General features: G+C 41.3%; 18 protein-coding genes. 11 read left to right on the top strand and 7 right to left on the bottom strand.

The window, feature by feature from the left end; genetic code table 11:
• Positions 1-260 precede the first annotated feature (260 nt).
• Positions 261-1,466, top strand: a complete 1,206-nt coding sequence (locus tag J3P37_RS05970; protein ID WP_256010142.1) for an ATP-binding protein — start codon at positions 261-263, stop codon at positions 1,464-1,466.
• 46 nt (positions 1,467-1,512) lie between these two features.
• Here the strand turns inward: J3P37_RS05970 and J3P37_RS05965 are convergent, their stop codons facing one another.
• Positions 1,513-2,178 (bottom strand): homocysteine S-methyltransferase family protein, encoded by a 666-nt coding sequence (locus J3P37_RS05965; protein ID WP_256010141.1) that lies wholly within the window; start codon positions 2,176-2,178, stop codon positions 1,513-1,515.
• A 71-nt stretch (positions 2,179-2,249) separates the two neighbouring features.
• Positions 2,250-2,447: a hypothetical protein gene (locus tag J3P37_RS05960; protein ID WP_256010140.1), complete on the bottom strand. Its 198-nt coding sequence runs from the start codon at positions 2,445-2,447 to the stop codon at positions 2,250-2,252.
• Positions 2,448-2,661: 214 nt separating this feature from the next.
• On the opposite strand from J3P37_RS05960, the gene J3P37_RS05955 reads away from it, so the two are divergent.
• The 4 genes from J3P37_RS05955 to J3P37_RS05940 all read left to right on the top strand — a co-directional run bounded on the left by J3P37_RS05955 (position 2,662) and on the right by J3P37_RS05940 (position 6,469).
• Positions 2,662-4,491: a WG repeat-containing protein gene (locus J3P37_RS05955; protein ID WP_256010139.1), complete on the top strand. Its 1,830-nt coding sequence runs from the start codon at positions 2,662-2,664 to the stop codon at positions 4,489-4,491.
• Positions 4,488-5,138 carry a DUF2306 domain-containing protein gene (locus J3P37_RS05950; RefSeq protein ID WP_256010138.1) on the top strand — a complete coding sequence of 217 codons (651 nt, stop codon included), beginning with the start codon at positions 4,488-4,490 and terminating at the stop codon, positions 5,136-5,138. The genes J3P37_RS05955 and J3P37_RS05950 overlap by 4 nt, the downstream gene beginning before the upstream one ends.
• A gap of 48 nt (positions 5,139-5,186) precedes the next feature.
• Positions 5,187-5,951 (top strand): helix-turn-helix domain-containing protein, encoded by a 765-nt coding sequence (locus tag J3P37_RS05945; protein ID WP_256010137.1) that lies wholly within the window; start codon positions 5,187-5,189, stop codon positions 5,949-5,951.
• Positions 5,952-6,073: 122 nt separating this feature from the next.
• Entirely contained in the window at positions 6,074-6,469 is a 396-nt protein-coding gene (locus tag J3P37_RS05940) for a DUF1398 domain-containing protein (RefSeq protein WP_256010136.1), read from the top strand.
• On the opposite strand, the gene J3P37_RS05935 is transcribed toward J3P37_RS05940, so the two are convergent.
• From J3P37_RS05935 to J3P37_RS05925, 3 genes are all read right to left on the bottom strand, one after another.
• Positions 6,466-8,412, bottom strand: coding sequence for an ATP-binding protein (locus J3P37_RS05935; protein ID WP_256010135.1), 1,947 nt, complete (start codon positions 8,410-8,412; stop codon positions 6,466-6,468). The genes J3P37_RS05940 and J3P37_RS05935 overlap by 4 nt on opposite strands.
• 143 nt (positions 8,413-8,555) lie before the next feature.
• Positions 8,556-8,951: a DUF1801 domain-containing protein gene (locus tag J3P37_RS05930; protein ID WP_256010134.1), complete on the bottom strand. Its 396-nt coding sequence runs from the start codon at positions 8,949-8,951 to the stop codon at positions 8,556-8,558.
• Positions 8,952-9,072: 121 nt separating this feature from the next.
• Positions 9,073-9,750, bottom strand: coding sequence for a TIGR02117 family protein (locus J3P37_RS05925; protein ID WP_256010133.1), 678 nt, complete (start codon positions 9,748-9,750; stop codon positions 9,073-9,075).
• A gap of 442 nt (positions 9,751-10,192) precedes the next feature.
• Between J3P37_RS05925 and J3P37_RS05920 the strand changes: the two genes are divergently transcribed.
• From J3P37_RS05920 to J3P37_RS05905, 4 genes are all read left to right on the top strand, one after another.
• The gene (locus tag J3P37_RS05920) at positions 10,193-12,202 is read left to right on the top strand and encodes a PAS domain-containing sensor histidine kinase (RefSeq protein ID WP_256010131.1); all 2,010 of its coding nucleotides are present in this window, start codon (positions 10,193-10,195) and stop codon (positions 12,200-12,202) included.
• Between the two features lie 173 nt (positions 12,203-12,375).
• Positions 12,376-12,774, top strand: a complete 399-nt coding sequence (locus J3P37_RS05915; RefSeq protein ID WP_256010130.1) for a hypothetical protein — start codon at positions 12,376-12,378, stop codon at positions 12,772-12,774.
• Between the two features lie 12 nt (positions 12,775-12,786).
• Positions 12,787-14,223, top strand: coding sequence for an aminotransferase-like domain-containing protein (locus J3P37_RS05910; RefSeq protein WP_256010129.1), 1,437 nt, complete (start codon positions 12,787-12,789; stop codon positions 14,221-14,223).
• A 66-nt stretch (positions 14,224-14,289) separates the two neighbouring features.
• The gene (locus J3P37_RS05905) at positions 14,290-16,302 is read left to right on the top strand and encodes a thioredoxin domain-containing protein (RefSeq protein WP_256010128.1); all 2,013 of its coding nucleotides are present in this window, start codon (positions 14,290-14,292) and stop codon (positions 16,300-16,302) included.
• A gap of 119 nt (positions 16,303-16,421) precedes the next feature.
• On the opposite strand, the gene J3P37_RS05900 is transcribed toward J3P37_RS05905, so the two are convergent.
• Together J3P37_RS05900 and J3P37_RS05895 are read right to left on the bottom strand one after the other, a co-directional pair.
• Complete coding sequence (locus J3P37_RS05900) at positions 16,422-16,850, bottom strand: GNAT family N-acetyltransferase (RefSeq protein WP_256010127.1); 429 nt, start codon at positions 16,848-16,850, stop codon at positions 16,422-16,424.
• Positions 16,851-16,878: 28 nt separating this feature from the next.
• Entirely contained in the window at positions 16,879-17,370 is a 492-nt protein-coding gene (locus J3P37_RS05895; RefSeq protein ID WP_256010126.1) for a YajQ family cyclic di-GMP-binding protein, read from the bottom strand.
• Between the two features lie 172 nt (positions 17,371-17,542).
• Between J3P37_RS05895 and J3P37_RS05890 the strand changes: the two genes are divergently transcribed.
• Both J3P37_RS05890 and ppk1 read left to right on the top strand, forming a co-directional pair.
• Positions 17,543-18,202 (top strand): hypothetical protein, encoded by a 660-nt coding sequence (locus J3P37_RS05890; protein WP_256010125.1) that lies wholly within the window; start codon positions 17,543-17,545, stop codon positions 18,200-18,202.
• Positions 18,203-18,279: 77 nt separating this feature from the next.
• The gene (ppk1, locus tag J3P37_RS05885) at positions 18,280-20,334 is read left to right on the top strand and encodes a polyphosphate kinase 1 (RefSeq protein ID WP_256010123.1); all 2,055 of its coding nucleotides are present in this window, start codon (positions 18,280-18,282) and stop codon (positions 20,332-20,334) included.
• Position 20,335 lies beyond the last annotated feature (1 nt).

Raw genomic sequence — 20,335 nt, 5'->3', positions numbered from 1 at the left:
AATCGTGAAACATTGTCGCGATGCTGCTGAAGACCTCCAGTTAAATTTGCTATTATTCATTTCGACACGTTAAATACTATTCCCCCTTGCACATTAAAGATATTTTTATGATAGAAATTAAGTGATGGAGTAAGCAAATAAGTACGAAAAATAAAACAAAGTACTTCCTGATTGCTTTCCATCCAATGTGTCTGCATCTAATATTGATTTCACTCCAAACCATTTTTATACTATATTTGATTTGGCCTCAAATCAATATTATGGAAAAATTATTTCAATATCAGGCAACTTTGCTCCAAAAAGTTAATAACCAATTTAACCGCTATCTATTTCACCAGGTTCAATGGCAGGAGAGGTTTGTGGGTGTAAAAGGACTCAGAGGAGTTGGCAAAACTACGCTCTTGCTTCAACACCTCAAGTATAACTTAAAAGACACAAGCAAAAACCTTTATGTTACACTAGACCATCCCTGGTTTTATAACAATAACCTCTATGATCTGGCCCAACAGTTTCACCAATTAGGAGGTCGAACCTTGCTGGTAGATGAAGTGCATAAAATGAAAGATTGGTCGAGGCAAATTAAGATCATTTATGATGGACTTCCCGATCTGCAAGTTATTTTCACCTCCTCGTCTGCACTTGATCTATACCGTGGCGAAGCCGATCTGAGCAGACGAGTATCGAGCTATGAATTAGCAGGTCTTTCTTTCAGAGAGTATCTTTCCTTCTTTCATAACATTAATTATCTCCCGATAAGTTTGACTGATCTTCTCGAAAACCATCTTGAACACGCGGCCCAATTAACAGGTTTATTTAAACCACTGTCACTATTTACCGACTATTTAAAGAAAGGATACTTTCCCTTTAGTAAAGGCTTGAACCAGGAAAGTTTTGAAACGAGGCTGGTACAAACGATGGAAGTTACCTTAAGTGAGGATTTAGCTTATATAGCAGGGTATACTGCCGAACATATTTTCAAGATTAAGAAATTACTCGGAATATTAGCAGAGTCTGTTCCTTTTACCGCCAACATATCAGCTATAGCCGAGAAATTGGGTATTGGGCGCAACACCATTAAAGAATACCTTCACGCACTTGAAAAAGCTGGTTTACTTCACTTTCTCAACCGGGATGGCAAGGGTATCAGCTTATTGCAAAAGCCAGATAAGATCTATCTGGCAAACACCAACTTTTCATATGCGTTAAAAACGTCTCCTGATGTAGGCACACTAAGGGAAACGTTTATCCTGAATCAGCTAACGAACTACAGAGCCGAAGCGTATCTGCCTGCCGAAGGAGATATTTCTGTAAGAGAGAACGAAAAGCTTTTTACATTTGAGGTTGGGGGTAAGAAAAAATCAGCGAAACAAATACAGAATGTCCCGAACAGCTTTGTGATCGCAGATGATATAGAAACTGGTTTTATGAACAAAATACCGATTTATTTATTTGGGTTTCTTTATTGACAGGCGCAACCTAATCGATCCATGGAAGTGGAATGGTTAAAGGTTATCAGGCCTTCGCTAAAAGCGATTCACAAATACGTTCAATATGGGTATGGTCGGTACCACAACAACCGCCTATAACAGAAAGCGCGGGCATCGAATTTCTTAAATCCAGATATTCTCTGGCAAGCAGATCCATGTCTCCTTTATCAATTTCTACTGAGTTATCGAGTTCCTCATGGCTTTTCGTAGAAGAGTTCGCCCTAAGTCCTTTAACCCTTTTTAGGGTTTTCTCTGAGCCAAGCTTATTTTTAAAGTGAAGTGGATGCGCACAATTTACCATATAGTAAAGCGGATAATTACCAGTTGTGCGGTCAAGAGTTTCAATCGCATTTTCAAATGTTCCTCCATCGGGTAATCGACCATCGGTTTCAAGGGTAAAGGAAATCACAACAGGGATTTCCTTTACCCTTGCGGCGTTTACTCCCCCCAATGCTTCCTCCAAATAGTTCATAGTAAATGCAGAAACCAGATCGGCCTCAGCATCTTTGAATGTGGCTATCTGATCTGAATGATAACTTTCGGCTTCGGCAACATTTAACATATCTGAGGGTTTATACCCATCGCCCCTTGGTCCGATGTTTCCGCTGATGATGATCCGGGATCTGTCCGTTTCAAATGCTTGCCGCATAGCTTTCATGTGCTCTACCGCAGTTTTGTTTAGCCTGTCCAAATCCGTTGGTGTATATCCTAGTTTATCCCCCAGTCTTTATTGCAGCCATGTGGGCGTTTCAAGAATAAAGTTCACATATTAACGACGTGCCAGCTTGAGGTAGTCGGCATAGTAGTTTTCCAGAATCTCCCTCCCCCCTGCCTTGTCGTAAGCGTGAATGCTGCCATGTGAGGCAGGTCAATACCCTTATTAAAAAACAGGTCCGTTTCAAGACCTCCGTCGCTTAAGAAAAATTCATTTCCGAGTAATGTGGCTATTCGATTATTCATGTCGTGTATTTTTCGGAGATTCTATTTGGCACACCTTTGAGTGTTTTAAACGGCTGACTTTGTAAATATACTCATTTTAAAAGCTGTAAATCAAGCACATTTCTACCTGATTTACAAATAGTTTTGTATTGTTCGGAAGGGCAAGCCAGCATGCTTTTCCCATAAAAAAGATTTATTATTTTAGCCTCTTTATAATAGATTTAAAAACCTTATCATGTCAAAAAACAGGCTTATTATTGCAGCTAGCATCCTGGTTGTTGTTCTTGCAGGCTTTCTTTTCGGGAAGCAATACCTCAATAAGCCGGAGGAAAACGAAATTCAAGCCTTTTTAGAAGTACTGGTCAATGACCTTAATTCCAAACCTATAGAATCAGTACGGATACACTTTGATGTACAGCAGCCCAGAAAAGAATTAGCTCGTCTTCTTAATTTATTAAGCGGAAAGACCGGACTCGATGCTCGTTTTAAACCTCTTTACAAAACGGCAATTTCTTTCACTGATCCTGAGATAAAAATGATCAATGAGCGACTAAGTCACGTAAAGGTCAATATGGTATTAAGTCACGAATCTTTACCCGACTTTGAGTCGGAGCTGAACCTGGATATACGAAAGGACGGTGCAAACACTTTTAAGGTTATTAAAATTAATGGAGAAGAGCTTTTCGGTGACTTCGTTGCTTACGAAAATGCCATCAGAGCAAAGATGTACCAGGCAGACGAAATCTATAGTCCGCAAACGCTGGCTGCCTTCAAAACGGCAGAACAGCTGAAAACGAAATATGATTCCGTACTTTGGTTTAGCTACGTGGATGGCCGATCCTACTTTTACGTGGTAAAAGGAGAGTGGAATGTTAATGCAGTAATCTACGGGAATGGTCCAAAGCCAGAGTACAGCATGGGTTTAGTTGATGCGGAGATGAAAGAGATCGTCCCTCCCGATTATAGCTTAATCCACAATATTGGGGGGACGTTTGAAGGCCTGATTGAGGTAGAAAAGGATGGGAAACGGGGATTCTACAACCTCGAAGGAAAACTAGTGGTGCCCGTAGACAACGACCAGATCATTCCCATCCATGATTCTACTCACATCGCTGTGCTGAATCATGGACAGGACTATTATTGGCTGAACAAAGATTATAGTATCAGTGAAAAAGATAGTACGATCAGGGTTGACGATATAATGAACAAAGTAAGTAAACAGGCAAACCGGTATCGCGTTTCTGAAAATCAGATTCAGAATTTGCTTGAGTACAATTCGCGCGAAATACATGGTTGCCTCTACCTGGCTCCTTCGCATTTGGTTGACTGGAAAATCATGTATCAAATGACTCATTTCAAGAATCCTCTACGAAAGAAAGTTGAGTTCTTTGAAATCAGTGACTGGATAGACATAAGGCTTACTAAAAAGATTCAGCCTGCTGATTGGCTGGAAACCATTTTTTATTCCATCCGGGATAACTACATAGGTGGCAGGTCAGACTTTTACGACACTGAAAAAGTGATGATGGTGGATAAGAAGAATAACCAGATCCACAGTTTCGACATCAGTTCTGATTATCCGGTAGACATAGAATGTAATGAGATTCGCGCCGCAGCGTTATCAGACACAGAGGTGGAGATAAAGACAGACCATTCTTTTGATGTCAAGATACAGGGAAAGTATCTGCAAGCCATGCCCTTTTATCACTATTATAGGTTGGAAAACGGAAAAATGAACGAACTCCCGAATAAACGGATCTTTAGCTTTAGTAAATATGTAAAAATTGACGACAGATATCTTAAGGGCTGTTTTCGATATGGCGATAAAAAGCTTATTTCTCCAACCAAAGGCATGCTGGAGTATATAAAAATGGAGATCTATGCTGACTATGATTTTAAGTTTGAGGACAAGAGCTGGATTGACATGTTTGAAATGAACATGATGGAATACAAACCAAAACATTCAAACGTTGATGATCAGCTGACCGAAATAGACCGCTATAACATTAACTGGATAGACAAGAAACTTCAGACTTTTGATAAAAAACTGGCTGTCCTGAAATGAGATGGAAACGCTTTCTATGGTGGATTGCTTTCTTTTGGGTAGTGATTTTAAGTGTCTCTACGCTGGAATACATCGACTTAAAACCAGATACCGGCTTTTTAAAACTAAAGCAGCAGGCAATAGCCAGTGGCTGGTATTTGCCTGCCTTTCATGCGCACATATTTGGAAGCGCTCTTATTTTGCTTGCTGGATCTATCCAGTTCCTGCCGCTTCGCAAGAGATATCCAAAACTCCATCGCGTCTTAGGAAAACTCTATGTGTTTGGGGTCTTGCTTTTTGCTGTACCGGGCGCCTATGTGATGACATTCTTTATTGACAGAGGTACCGGGGTCTTTACTTCATTTCTTCTTCAAAACACCTTGTGGATCATTTTTACCATGGCAGCTTATTTAGCTGTGAAAAAGAGACAGTACGAAGCTCACACAAGGATGATGAGGAGAAGTTATGCACTTGCCTTTGCGGCAGTTACATTGCGCTTTTATATCTGGCTATTTACGGTTCTCGGTAACGGGGTGCAGTTCGAACATAATTATCTTATCATTGCCCTTCTCAGCTGGATTCCCAATTTGCTGTTCGTTGAGTATTACAACAATAGCTTCAGCGACTGTCAGACTAGGAGCATTCAGTCAATCTCATCATTTCACTGAAAAACGATCAGATGTTCCTATCTTTAACATATTAATTGCTAAGTTTCCGTGAAGTTTGACAAGTACTCGCCAACCGAAAAGTTACGCCCCTACATCAAGTACTTTGTAGTGTCGGAAAATCAGTTGGAAAGCGAGTATAAAGTTTTTCCGAGCTCAGGACTTGTAATTGGCTTTCAATACAGCGGGCAGCTCACGGTTATGAAGGATCAGCACGAACGAACACTTAGTGCAGCGGGCATCACAGGGATTTCTGACAGATACAAAGTATTTAAAAACTCGGCAAACATAGGAACTATCCTGGTCTTTTTTACGGAAACAGGCTTTACGCACTTTACTTCCCATCCGGCAAACGAGCTTTTCAATCTCAGTGTTTCTCTCGAGGATATTTTTGATAGGAGCAGCATTGGGGAGGTAGAGGAAAAACTAGTGCTTGCTAAAACCGACAGTCAAAAAATAAATACTGTGGAGCGGTTTTTACTGTCGAGATTGAAAGACAAACGATCGGACAACCTGATCGCAGAAGCAATAAAACTTATCTACCAAAGCCGTGGAACTATCAGGATCCAGGAACTTCTTGACAAGCTGTTCATCAGTCAAAGTCCTTTTGAAAAACGCTTCAGAAAAGTCGTGGGTGCCAGTCCTAAGAAGTTCGCATCGATCATCCGTTTTAATGCCCTTCTGGCTGACCTGAACCCTACCAAATCGCTTTCGGAGATCTGTTACGAAAATAATTTTTTCGACCTGGCTCATTTTATCAAATCCTTTAAGCAATTCACAGGTGATACCCCCGAAAATTTCAAACGGTTTCTGTAGAAAAACGATTTTTTACAATAGCAACGCCTGCGTTTGGCGGAGATTTGTATGGTAATTGAACGCAAGGCAGATATATGCTGACTTGTGCTCAACCAATCGTTTAACAATTAAATCAGAAAGCAATGATTTCATTAGAACAAATCAAAGCGGCACACAGCAAAGTAAAATCGGGTGCGGACTTTCCTGCTTACATACAGGATATTAAATCTCTTGGTGTAAGCTATTATGAAACCTTCGTTAACGACGGACACACCATCTTTTCTGGTACTAATGGCTACACAACCATCTCCCCGGCAAGGTATGAGGCCCTGACAATTGCAGATAATTGCAATAAGGAACAATTCAAATCAGATCTCAAAGCGCACCAGCAAGGAGAAATCGATTATCCGACGTTTAGCAAACTGAGTACTCGCCTGGGTGTTGAAAAATGGGCAGTATCCATGGAACAAATGACCTGCACCTATTATGATAAGGCAGGAAATCAAGTTCTCGTAGAGAAAATCCCGCAGAAAGTTTAAGCGGACTGCTCAGCAGGTAAATTAACCTTCTGAGCGGCTTCTTTTAAAACTTCTATTAGTAGCTCAAGATTTATTGGCTTCGAAATATAATGATCCATTCCTGCCTTAACGCACTCGTCGCGATCTTCAGGCATTACATTGGCTGTCATAGCCACAATAAAAGGCTGTCTCATATTTTTCTTCCTGATAGCTCTGCAGGCTTCGAGACCATCTATTTCCGGCATTAGTATATCCATTAAAATAACATCAAAACCACCTCCCTCCGACATATCTATCGCCTCTCTCCCATTATTAGCTATGGCAGCAGCATAACCCAGTTTTTTCAGGATCATCAATGCCAGCTTCTGATTAATCAGGTTATCTTCTGCTATCAGGATGTTTAAGGGGTATCTTTCAGCGAGGTTTTCCTGCAAAACGGTTTTGTTTTTATCAACTACCACTGGCCTGGCGACGCTAAGGTTGCTAGAAGCGCTTTCTTTGGTTCGTATGCTGAAGCTAAAGGTAGTTCCAAGCCCTGGTTCACTGTCGACCGAAATAGCTCCGCCCATTAAGTTCACGAGTCTTTGGCTGATGACCAGGCCCAGGCCTGTTCCCCCATATTTACGCGTTGTTGATGAATCTACCTGAGAGAAGGTTTTAAACAACCTGGATAGTTTATCCGGGTGAATTCCTATTCCTGAATCACGCACGATGAAATTAATTTTGCGATTCTCAACCTCCCCCTCCGAACTTATTTTTAAAAACACACCGCCTTTATGGGTAAATTTCAGGGCATTGCTTATCAGGTTGATCAAAACTTGCCTTAGTCTTAAACCATCACCTAAGATTTGTGCTGGTATCCCGTCTTCAATTTCGTACGTAAGGTCCAATCCCTGATCTGCAGCTTTTCCGGCAAATAGATCAATCACATCGTCCACGCATTTCCTCAGGTCGAATCCGTATTCATCAAGCTCCATGTTCCCAGATTCAATTTTAGAGATGTCCAGGATGTCGTTAATGACAGCCAAAAGCGCATCGCCACTCACTCTGATGGATCTCACATATTCTTCCTGTTCGGATGTTAATGTTGTTTCGGCAAGCAGGCCAGCCATACCAATCACTCCATTCATGGGAGTTCGAATTTCGTGACTCATTGTAGCCAGGAATACACTTTTAGCCTGGGTCGCCTTCTCTGCAGCCTCACGGGCCAGCACCGCTTCGCGTGTTTGCTTGTCAAGACTATCGTTTATTTCCTTTAGGTAAATGGATTGCCTGTACAACTCCTCTGCGTGATGATTCAAACTGTCATTTATTTCCTGCAAGTGCTCGGATTGCGCCTGTAATTCTTCAGTCTGCACCTGAACCTCCTCTGATTTTTCCTGAATCTCGAGTGCCTGTGATTCCACCCGTATGAGAGAATCTTTAAAAGATCTTATAATATGGTAACAGGCGAATACGACGAAAGAAGCATGGCAAGCTATATTGACTATATAGGCTATCATCGAATGTTCAGACTGTATGATACTTACTGCACTTGAATGATCTGTCGTGCTTAACAATAGAATCGACGGAATGAACGCTGCAAGGGAATATAGAAAGGTCCAGCGATTCTTCAAACTAAAAAACCCAAAGATCAGGATCTCGAAAAACAGTAAGAAGTCCGTTAGTGTTGCAAGAAAATCCTGAAATACAAAAAAATTAAGCCAAATAGGAAAAAGGGTGAATAAAATCCGAATGTGTGTAGCCGGCACGATCCAGCCACTCTTCAGTATCTTAAAATAGAGTAGAATGTTCAGAATTGTGACCACAATTAAAAGCGGAATTGCGGTCATATCATCACCAAACAAAAGGGAAATAGCAATATTGATATGACTTACAATAAAAGCTATTGTTCCCCACTTCAATATTTCAACCTGGGCCTCCTCTATAGGAGTGTGATTATAGTGCCTATTAATTCTTAACACGCCATTTTCTTTGTCCGTTCTACGGTGATTAATATGGCTTTGTTTCCTTATTGTAAAATAATTTACGGCATAAATTAGACGATACGTAAATGATTCTGCAAGTCAAACAGGGAATACTGCTCTTGTGGTACAACGCAAATGTATTAAAGTCCTCTGAGGGGTTCCAGCACACCTTTACGCTTCACTATGTTTTTATAATCCCATTGGATGTCCCGTGCTTTTTCAAGCCATCGCTTTAGATCTTGCTGGTTAATTTGTTCAGCATTAGTATAACGGGCTTCTGCTGCTTTGAAGGTCCCTTCTGGTTGCAGGTTGGGTTCATTGAAAGATCGACCACTCCAAAACAACAATCGAATACCGCCTTTTAATTTACTGTATCCCACAATTGGATTTCCGTCCAGGAACCACACAGGATGCCTGTGCCAGATCTTGCTTTCGGCTTCAGGTAATCCTTTGTTAATTAGCTGGTATAATGTGTGGCACACCGCCGCTTCCTCGTCGGTTTGAGTACTGTTATAGTTTTCGATATCCGGATTCATTGTATATTCAGTTATATTACTTCTCTACCATCACACCAGCCAAAATAGTAGAAATATTTCAGGTTGGTTATACACCACCAAAATGATCTCCATTTTGATTTCTTCAAGGCTATAACCGATTTCAATTTTTATACTGATAAAATATTCCCGTGTCAAATGGAGTCCAAAAGCTTGCTTTCTGTCCGCAGCTTTTTAAAGCATTATTCGCCCAGGTATTGCAGGTGTGAAAAAGACTGTAACTACCCACAGCGTCATAAAAAGCATCGTCATTTCCGTAATTAGCTGTTGTTGGGATGAACATGAAATGCCCCTTCGGATCTCGTTTAAAACTATTCTCGATATATGTTACGAGCCGCTGATACTGATGTGCACTGATATCTATCTTAACACAGGTATTATCCTCTTTCAAAGTTTTATAAAACGTGGTGTGGATGGCTGAAGTACTTAGGCTAAAAGCTGCTTTAAATGCAGTACTTGCTTTCAAATCTTCCCATGTTGGAGTTTCGAGATAAAAGCCTTTATCCCCCCATCCCATAGCTACATACTTAAATGCTGTGTCCTTTTTCAATGTGTTCAAAAACTTTATCTCCCGGCTCCAATCCTTGTACGGACTTTTAATTGGCACTGCTACATCAGTATGGACATCGTTGGTAAGAATATATATGGCTACATCATTTGATCCGGAAGCTTCTCTGCTGGTTCCCACACGAGACAAGACATAAGCAGAACCTGCATATACAAGGACAAGCAGGATTATACACAAAACTGAGGAAAGAAATATTTTAACTATTTTTTTCAATGTATAGGATAAGGGTTTTGAACAGCAGTTATGGCACACGGGGCACGCCTGCGCAAGCAATACTAAGCTAGAAATTTATGTTGATCTATGCAAGGTAAATATTTTAAGGATTGACAAATAAATTGGGGAAATGGCATTAAAAATTTTCTTTTTATCATTAAACAATATCAATAATTAAAAAAGTTATAAATTTTATTAAAATCCTTTGAAATATTAACAATATACATATATTTGTATCGGTTTATAATTGGTTAGTTAAAAGGTCTTCATCCTCCCCGTTTGAAGACCTTTTTTTATGCTCGAGAGAGAGGCGGCTTAAGCCCGAACTCTTCTGAATCTCTGAGGTGTTTATCCTTAATTAAACCTTTACGACCTCTTTGCGTATACTTAAGCTGGTATTGGCTGACAAGCAAATGTTCTGTACCTTCGAAATATATAATTAATGCTGAACTCCTTTTCTCGTCTCACAAACGAACAATTACTTGAAATTCTAAGCTTCAGCGCCGAAGCTGCAGCCATCTATATTTCAGAAGATCTGGAAATTCAATACGCAAATGACGCTATGCTCCGGATCTGGGGTAGGGAAAAGACCGTGATTGGAAAGGCCCTCGAGCACGCTGTTTCTGAAATAAAACATCAGCGTTTTGCCGCCTTGCTTCAGCATGTCTGGAGAACCGGTAAAATTTACGAAGCAAAAGAGGCTCCGGTCAGTATCCAGGTAGATGGAGAAGTAAGAACCTCCTATTTTGATTTCAGGTACCTGCCCATACTGGACGAAAATGGTCAAACGTATTGCATATTACATACAGCGCGCGAAGTAACCGAGCTGCATTTTCAGCAAAAAACGATTGAAGAGGGCGAGCAGCGTGAATTCATCCTTATTAAGCAACTTGCAGCCATCAATGAGGAGCTTGGAGCTGCCAACGAAGATTTGGAGACGATAAATGAAGAACTTTCGGCCAGCAATGAAGAGTTAAATAACTTAAACAACCTTCTGTCTGAAAGCCAGGCACAATTGAAGGAGATCATTGAACAAGCTCCTATCGGGATATGTGTATTTCGGGGAAAAGAGATGCTTATTGAAGTAGTCAATGATGTGATCTTAAAAATCTGGGGACGCACAAGGGAAGAAGTGGAAGGAAAACCACATTTTATCGCCAGGCCTGAACTTAAAGATCAAATCGTTCTTAAGTGGCTGGACCAGGTTTATGAAACCGGCGTTGGTCGAAATAACGAGGAATTAAGGATTTTGTTACATAGCCCTGAAGAGGGACTCAGGGAGGCATATGTCAACTCCATTTATCAGCCAATTAAAAATACAAAAGGCGAAACAACTGGGATTATTGTCATCCTTCAGGAAATCACTGAGCAGGTTAAGACCAAAAGAGAGCATCATCTTATCCAGGATATGCTTAACCGGGCCATTGAAGCCGCTGAACTTGGCACGTTTGACTTTAACCCCGCTACAGGCAAGTTTACTGGGAATGATCAGCTGAAATCCTGGTTTGGATTAAACCCGGATGATCAAGTTGACCTTTCTTTAGCCACTGCGACGATAGACAAGCAAGACCGTCCCCGGGTGGAGAAAGCCATCAGGCAGGCTTTGGATTATGAAAGCGGCGGAAACTATGAAATTGATTACACCATTATTCATCCGGAGAATGGCTCAGTCAGAACAGTAAGAGCAAAAGGTAAAGCCTCATTTGATGAAAACCGACGCCCCATCCGACTTAACGGCACCGTCCAGGATATCACTGAACGGAAGCGGGATGAACAGCGAAAAAATGACTTCATCGGGATTGTAAGTCATGAATTGAAAACCCCATTAACTTCGGTAAAAGCCTTTTTGCAATTGATCCATCAGAGAGCCGAAAAAGAGGGTAAGCAATTCTATCATCAAATTTCAGAAAAAGCACTTGTCCAAACGGGGAAAATGCACTCGCTCATTAATGGATTTCTTGATGTAACCCGCTTTGATTCAGGAAAAATCCATTTACACAAAGAATGGTTTAATTTAACAGAATTGATCGATGAGGAGGTAGAGGCTCATAAAATGCATTCCCCGCATCACCAGATCATCTTCGAGAATACTGTTGCAATCCCTCTCTATGCAGATAGGGAAAAAATCAGTCAAGTGATCAGTAATCTCATTGGCAACGCTGTTAAATATTCACCCAACGGCAACCGAATCGAAATTTCCTGTCATCACACGGACGATACCATTACAACAAGTGTCCGGGATAATGGAATTGGAATAAACGAAAGAGATCTCGACAAGCTGTTTGAGCGCTTTTACAGAGTAACCGGTGCTGATACAAAATTCATATCCGGATTTGGTATCGGATTATACCTATCCTCAGAACTGATAAAGAGTCATCATGGGAAAATATGGGTAGAAAGTGAACCTGGTCAAGGCTCAATATTCTATTTTTCATTACCAGCAAACCCTTGAAATACCCCTCTCTTCGCTCCTGATTTAGAGATCTGTGCTTTCAGAACATTGCAAAGGTATATATGTGCTGAAGCGAATCTGTATCCTATAAATTATTGATATTTGTATCTGTACTCGTTTTGACACCATTCATAAATTTGTTTTTCATCCGTTAACAATAAAAATTTAATCAGATGGAAAAGATGGTTATTAATGCAGTTACAGAAAGTTTCGTGACTGCTGCTGGCACTATTCGTCTTCGAAAGGTTTTCTTAAATGATATCAATGCTGCTATTGCCCTTTATAAAACAGGATCGGAACCGGATATTGGATTAGATTTCGGAATTCCAGTTTACATAGCTGAGATGAACGGAGAAAAGGTAGCTACTCTTAGCTTATGCGTTGATGACCTGGATCAAAATCAGATCGTTCCTGTGATTCGTGCGTACGAGGGATTTGAAGATAGTTTTGAAAGGATGACAGAAATGATGAATAGCCAAAATCCGCCAGATCTGGCTAAGCTGTTTGGTTTTGAGAATGAGAACGGGTTCAGAAGGGCTTTGTACCAGCTTGTAAATTGGTTAAATTCTTGATCGATAAAAGGTATGCTATCAGAAACTTATCCTGCTTCAAAAAAAGAAGTTCTTTACCTTAAAATTGCAAATATTCTCGCACAGCAGATCCGTAGCGGGGTGCTGAAAGTTGGTGACAAACTTCCATCCATCCGCACGGTAGAGAAGATTTACCAGGTAAGTATTAACACCGCTAAGCAGGCATATATGGAACTGGAAAAAAAAGGGTTCATTGAGGCGCGACCTAAGTCGGGATATTTTGTAAGTAGCGCTCTGCAGCGGAAACTATCCGTTCCTTCTGTCAGCGCTCCCGACACGGCAGAGGCCAGGGAGCCTGGAGACTTATTAAAAAAGGCGTTTGATTCGCTCAGCATACCTGGAATGACCCAGCTGTCGTTTGGTGTTCCTGATCCTTCCCTCCTGCCGGTTGAAAAGCTGAACAGAAGTGTTGTAAAAATGCTTCGCACCCTGCCTGATAGCGGATTGGCTTACGATACCCCTCAGGGCTCTTTTAATTTAAGAAAGAATATTTGCCACTGGGCATTTGTATGGGGAGGTAACCTGCGCGAAGATGATATCATCACCACTTCAGGTACATCAAACGCCTTTTATAATGCACTGATGGCTACAACCAAGCCTGGCGATACTATCGCTGTTGAAAGTCCAGTATACTTTAACTTGTTGCAAATCGCTTATTCTCTCGGACTTAAAGTGATCGAATTGCCTACTCATCCCCTTACAGGCATTGATCCGGATGCGTTAAAATCAGTACTGCACAAAATCCAGGCTTGTGCACTGATCAGTAATTTCAGCAATCCTCTCGGAAGTTGTATGCCGGAAGAACATAAAAAAGCAGTCGTGAAAATGCTTGCCGCCAGAGGTATTCCCCTGATAGAGGATGATATTTATGGCGACATATTTTTCAATGATAAACGTCCGGTTCCGTGTAAAGCTTACGACGAGGAAGGAATGGTACTCTGGTGCAGTTCCGTTTCAAAGACCCTGGCTCCGGGATATCGTGTAGGATGGGTAGCTCCGGGGAAGTATAAAGACAAGATCCTTCGCCAAAAGTTACTTCAAACGATAGGTATTCCCTCACTGTACCAGGAAGTTGTTGCCGACTTTATGCAGAATGGCCGGTACGAACATCATTTGCGTAACCTTCGGAGGGCTTTACATGCCAATAGCCTTCAATACCTGAGCGCTATTGAAGAGTTCTTCCCTGAGGGAACAATGGTGTCCCGCCCTAAAGGGGGATTTATGTTATGGACAGAGCTCGACAAAAGAGTTAACACGGTAGACCTTTTCGAGACAGCACTTAAATACAAAATCAGCATTACCCCCGGAAGGATGTTTACCCTGCAGGACCAGTTCTATAATTGTATGCGTTTGAGCTACGGATTAAACTGGACTCCTGAGATTCGAGATAAATTATCATTGTTAGGCCGGCTGATAAAAAACATGATCTAATGCACCTAAATCAAATTCGGCGCAACAAATAAAATCGAGCTATGTTTGTAGCTTAAACAGCAACAAATGTCCAACAGATTAAGTCAAGAAAGCTCGCCCTATTTATTGCAGCATGCAAACAACCCGGTCGACTGGTATCCCTGGGGTATTGAGGCATTAGAAAAGGCCAGGGTCGAGAATAAACTGATCCTTGTAAGTGTGGGTTATTCTGCCTGCCACTGGTGCCATGTGATGGAGCATGAAAGTTTTGAAGATCAGTCTGTAGCTGATATCATGAACGAACATTTTGTTTGCATAAAGGTTGACCGGGAAGAACGGCCCGACATCGATCAAATCTATATGATGGCGGTTCAATTGATGACCGGCCGTGGCGGCTGGCCTCTAAACTGCGTGTGTTTACCAGATCAAAGGCCAATCTATGGGGGAACCTATTTCAGAAAGGACGACTGGAAAAACGTGCTGCTAAACCTGGCTGAATTCTGGCAACAAAAGCCTGAAGAGGCAAAGGGCTACGCCGACAGGTTAACGAAAGGAATTGAAGATTCGGAGAAACTAAATCTTTCTGATGAGGAAATTCAGTACTCAACTGAAGACCTGAAGGACATATTTAATCCATGGAAACAAACATTCGATCTTTCGGAAGGTGGTCATAACCGGGCGCCCAAATTCCCTATGCCAAACAACTGGCTATTTATGCTACGGTATGCGCATCTTCTTAAGGATGACACCGCACATATAATCGTCAAACTTACCCTTGAAAAAATGGCTTTCGGAGGCATTTATGACCATATAGGAGGAGGTTTTGCCCGTTATTCAGTAGACGGGTACTGGCATGTGCCACACTTCGAAAAAATGCTGTATGACAATGGACAGTTACTGAGCTTATATTCACAGGCATATCAATATTCACCTGAAGAGCTTTACAAGAATGTGGTGTTTGAAACAATAGCATGGCTTAAAAGGGAAATGACTTCTCCGGAAGGTGGTTTTTATTCAGCTTTAGATGCCGATAGCGAAGGTGTGGAAGGCAAATTTTATACGTTCACAAAAGCTGAACTTGATAGTATTTTAGGTAATGATGCACAATTATTTGGCATTTATTACAACGTGACTGAAGAGGGTAACTGGGAAGAAGAACATACCAACGTACTGATCCGGAAAGAGGATGATGAATTCCTGGCCAAGGAAATAGGTATATCAGTGGATGAACTAAAAGAGGTGATCGCATCTTGTAAATCCAGGGTATTCAGCTACCGCGAGAAGCGAATCCGTCCGGGACTCGACAACAAGATCCTGGCTTCATGGAACGGCCTGATGTTAAAAGGGCTTACTGATGCCTACCGGGCTTTCAACGAACCTGAATTCCTCAACCTTGCTATTGCTAACGCGAACTTTATTAAGGATAATTTAATGATTCCTCAGGGAGGCTTACAACGCGTTTACAAAAAGACGGGCAATAAACAAGCGCCGCAAATTGCCTTTCTCGACGATTATGCTTTTGTGATCGATGCGTTCATCGGACTATATGAAGCGTCCTTCGAGGAAAAATGGCTTCAGGAAGCTCGGAAGCTTAATGAATATGCGCTGCAGAATTTTTATGATGCCGGTACAGGAATGTTGTATTATACCTCTCAGGCTGACGAAGAACTTATTGCCCGGAAACATGAAATATTAGACAATGTAATCCCTGCTTCAAATTCTGCAATGGCTATTAATTTATACAAATTGGGGCATTTCTTTGACCGCTTCGACTATTTGGAACAGGCTCGCCAGATGCTGCAGAATGTATTCCCGCACATCAGAACTTACGGTTCAGGGTATTCCAACTGGGCTATGCTGTTGATGGATGAGGTATCCGGTATTTTTGAAATTGCCATAACCGGTGAAGAGGCAGAAAAGAAAAGGCAGGAACTGGAAAAAAACTTCATCCCCAATAAGATATTGCTTGGCGGAAGAACCGGTACCCTACCCCTGCTGGAGGATAAATTTTCAGATCAGACTAAGATATTTGTTTGCAAAGACAAAACCTGCCAGCTGCCGGTTACGGAGGTTTCGGAGGCGATGAAGCAGTTGGTATAAATATGATTGATGAATTATGAATGATCGTTTCCTGAGGTTCTTTCCTGTCTGGAGAGTTAGCGCAGCGGAACTCTATGGACAGAGTGGGGGACAGAGTTGGGAGCGCGCAAGACTCTTCCTTATGATCCCGAATAAGCGTTGTTAACAACAATCTCCATCATACTGGCAGGCTTAGACAGTTTCCTGAATCCGAACTGCCGGTACAGCTCCTGGGCATCAGAAGTAGCAAGCATCCATCTTCGCAATCCTTGTAGGGATGGATGCTCTTTTATAAACTCCATTAACTTTTTAGAAACACCTTTTCTTCTGTATTGCGATAAAACAAATACATCTGCGAGGTATGCGAAAGTGCTGAAATCTGAAATTACCCTGGCAAATCCGATCTGACTTTCGCCAAGATAAACGCCAAAGCAAAGTGAATTTTCGACCGATTGCTTGACGATTTCGAGTGGAATGTTTTTAGCCCAATAAGATTCTTCGCTCAGAAATTTATGAACTAATGCCAGGTTCAGTTTCGTCTTGTCTGTTGAGATCAGGAGTTCGGGCATAAGGCTGTAGATTTAACAAACAAAGTAATTAAGACCTCATATTAATATACTGCAGAGGCTGACCAAAATCTTCGCCTCGACAAACGGAAATAACCGCCTGGAGATCGTCGATTTTCTTTCCTTGTACACGAACCTGATCGTCCATAATAGAAGCCTGCACTTTAATCCCGCTGTCTTTTATTTTTTTCACGATCTTCTTCGCCACTTCCTTATCAATCCCCTCCCGTACCAGGATCTCTTTGCGAAGCATATTCCCCGAAGCATATTCTTCCTTGCCCATATCCAGTGCTTTAGGATCCAGATTCTGTTTAACCATACGGGAAATAATCGAATCCACGATAGCTTTCAAACGCATATCATTCTCAGTGACTATTGTTATTTCATTGGATTTTTTATCCAATTCAATAGTGCTTTTAGAGTCATTAAAATCATAACGGTTAAGAATTTCTTTCTTCGCGTTATTGATTGCATTATCGAGAGTCTGAGCGTCAAATTTGCTCACAATATCAAATGATGGCATACAAATTATTTGAGACTTTAAAAATATGTCGATATATTTAATAATAAAACAAATTTGTTAACAAATTGTATTTTTGAATATTAAACCTGCGTGAGCCAAGCTCACAAACGAAGATGAAAGTAAGGGCAAGTTCTTTGCGGCCCTAACAAACAACCAACTCACAAAAATAAGTATGAAGAAAAAGAAGAGCGAACCGAGTAAGCCTGCTAAGAAAAGCCAAAAAAAGGCAGCGAGAAAGGAACTTGAAATTGGCATGGCCCAAAAGTTCCTGGACGCTGTAAATAGTCTTGGTCACGATGCTGACCGGATAGCTAAAGACATCAGGAAAATGAGCCGGCAGCTGGCGGATAAACTATCGGAAAAGATAAAGAACGCCAAAGAGGATAATAAAAAAACTAAGAAAAAAGAACTTGTAAAAGCTGTGGCTGAAAAGGCCGACGTTAAGCCCTCAGCAAGGGCAGCCAAAGTTGTTGCTAAGGTTCTTGCAACTAAGGAGGGGCCTGCCGATGCAGCTCCGGTTAGAAAAAGGAGAAGCAATGCAACAACTTCTTCAGCTTCAACACCAACAGCTGAAAAATCTGCACCTGCAAGGAGAAAAACAGCTGCTGCACCCAAACAAGAAAATGCGGAAGATACACCTGTAGTAAGGCGAACGAGACAAGCAAAAGCGGAAGCAGAGAAACCGGCCGCCGCCAAGCCTGCGATAAGACGGAGCAGGAAGCCTGCTCAGACAACTAAAACTGAGCTCAGTAGCAATGCACCAAACTCTGACAACACCGATACTGGCGACTCAAGTTCTGACATTACAGAAAGTAAACCTAACCAGAATTAGTTAATATTAAGTTAACATTATTTTGTACAGTTTTGCAGTCCCGGCTCATATAAGTTGGGGCTGTTCTATTTTAATTCATGCCGAGGCAAAAAACACTGTTTACTAACCGAGAAATTAGCTGGTTATACTTTAACGAAAGAGTATTACAGGAAGCTGCGGACAAAACAGTTCCATTAATTGAGCGCATCCGTTTCCTGGCTATCTTCTCTTCTAATCTCGATGAATTTTATCGGGTAAGAGTACCGACACTAGGCCGGCTGGCTAATGTGAACACCAAAGCGAAAGAGTTATTCGGATATAATCCGAAGAAGATCCTAAAAGAGATAAAGAACATTGTGGTGAAACAGGAGCGACGTTTTAACCACTTGTATGAGGATGAGATCGTTAAGGAACTTGCGCAAGAAAAGATCTTTATAATCAACGATAAACAGCTGAACGTAGGACGTGGTGAATTTTTAAGAAATTATTTCCGAGATAAGCTGCTCTCAACCCTTGTACCGGTAATGCTGGAAGATGACAAGCCCTTTCCTGAGCTTAAAGACAGGGGAATATATTTCCTGGTCAAATTTTCAAAAGCTGGCCAGAAGGTAAAGTACAGTCTTATTGAAATCCCTACAGAAAGCCTTCAACGCTTTGTGGTGCTTCCGGAAACCAATAACCTCAAGTTTATCATTCTGCTTGATGACATTATAAGATACTGCCTCGAAGACATCTATTTTATCTTTGATTACGATGAAATTGAAGCCTATTCCATTCAGTTAACGCGGGATGCAGAGCTCGAACTGGATCGTAGTGTAAGTGAGAAATTCATTGTTACGCTGACCAAAAGTTTGCAGAAAAGAAAAAAAGGCAAGCCTATGCGACTGTTATATGATAATAATATGCCGCTTGATATGCTTACTTACCTGGTTGATAAACTGAAGCTAGATGCCGACGGACTTATCCCGGGCAACCGCTATCATAATTTTAAGGATTTTATCAGCTTTCCCAATGTGGGCCGAAAGGAGCTTGAATATCCTAAAGATCCGGTTTTAAATGTGAAAGGTCTGGATGCTAGGAAAAGTATTTTTAACCAGATTGCCAAACGCGATTTCCTCATTAACCTGCCGTATCAATCTTTCGACTATATTATCCATTTTCTTCGGGAGGCTGCAATTGACCCCAAGGTAACCGAAATTAGTATTACTCTATACCGGCTGGCGCAAAATTCAAGGATTATAAATGCATTGATCAACGCAGCTAAGAATGGTAAAAGAGTGAACTGCCTTGTCGAACTGAAGGCGCGTTTTGATGAAGAGAACAATATAAAATGGACTAACAGGCTCGAAGAAGAAGGCGTCATTGTTAACTATGGACTGCTCGACTATAAGGTACATTCAAAGATTTGCCTTGTAACACGAAAAGAAAAAGGCAAACTGATGTACTACGCCAATTTGGCCACCGGAAATTTCAATGAAAAAACTGCGGGACTGTATTGTGATCACAGTCTTTTTACTACTAATGAGGAGATTACAACAGAACTCAAAAAGCTTTTCCGAGGACTTGAAAAAAAAGTATTTTACAAAGATTATAACTGTCTGATCGTATCTCCTCTTGAAACGAGAAGCAAGATCTACGGATTGATCGAGAACGAGATCCAAAATGCAGCATCTGGCAAACCTGCATACATGATACTAAAGATGAACAGCCTTGCGGATGAGGAGATGATTGAAAAACTCTACATTGCCAGTCAGGCAGGAGTCAAAATCCAAATGATCATACGTGGAATGTGCTGCCTTGTACCGGGAGTTCCCGGACTTAGCGAAAACATCGAAGTGATAAGTATTATTGATAAGTACCTCGAACACGCCCGCGTCTGGATCTTCGCAAACGATGGCGAGGAGAAGATCTACTTGTCTTCCGCAGATTTTATGACCCGGAATCTGGACCATCGTGTGGAAGTGGGCTTTCCTATCCTGGACCCCAACGTACGGCGGGAGGTACGAGAAATAATCAATATTCAGCTAAAAGACAATACAAAAGCAAGGGAAATAAACAGTTTGAACAACAATAATTACCGTAAAGATAAAGCCAAAGTAGCTTACAGGGCGCAAAGCGATATCTATACTTATTTAAAATATAAAAACTATTAAC

Origin of the sequence: Desertivirga xinjiangensis, assembly GCF_024436435.1 — a bacterium.
GTDB classification, from domain to species: domain Bacteria; phylum Bacteroidota; class Bacteroidia; order Sphingobacteriales; family Sphingobacteriaceae; genus Desertivirga; species Desertivirga xinjiangensis.
Note: the sequence above shows the minus strand (reverse complement) of the source record. Positions and strands in the feature narration are given on the sequence as shown.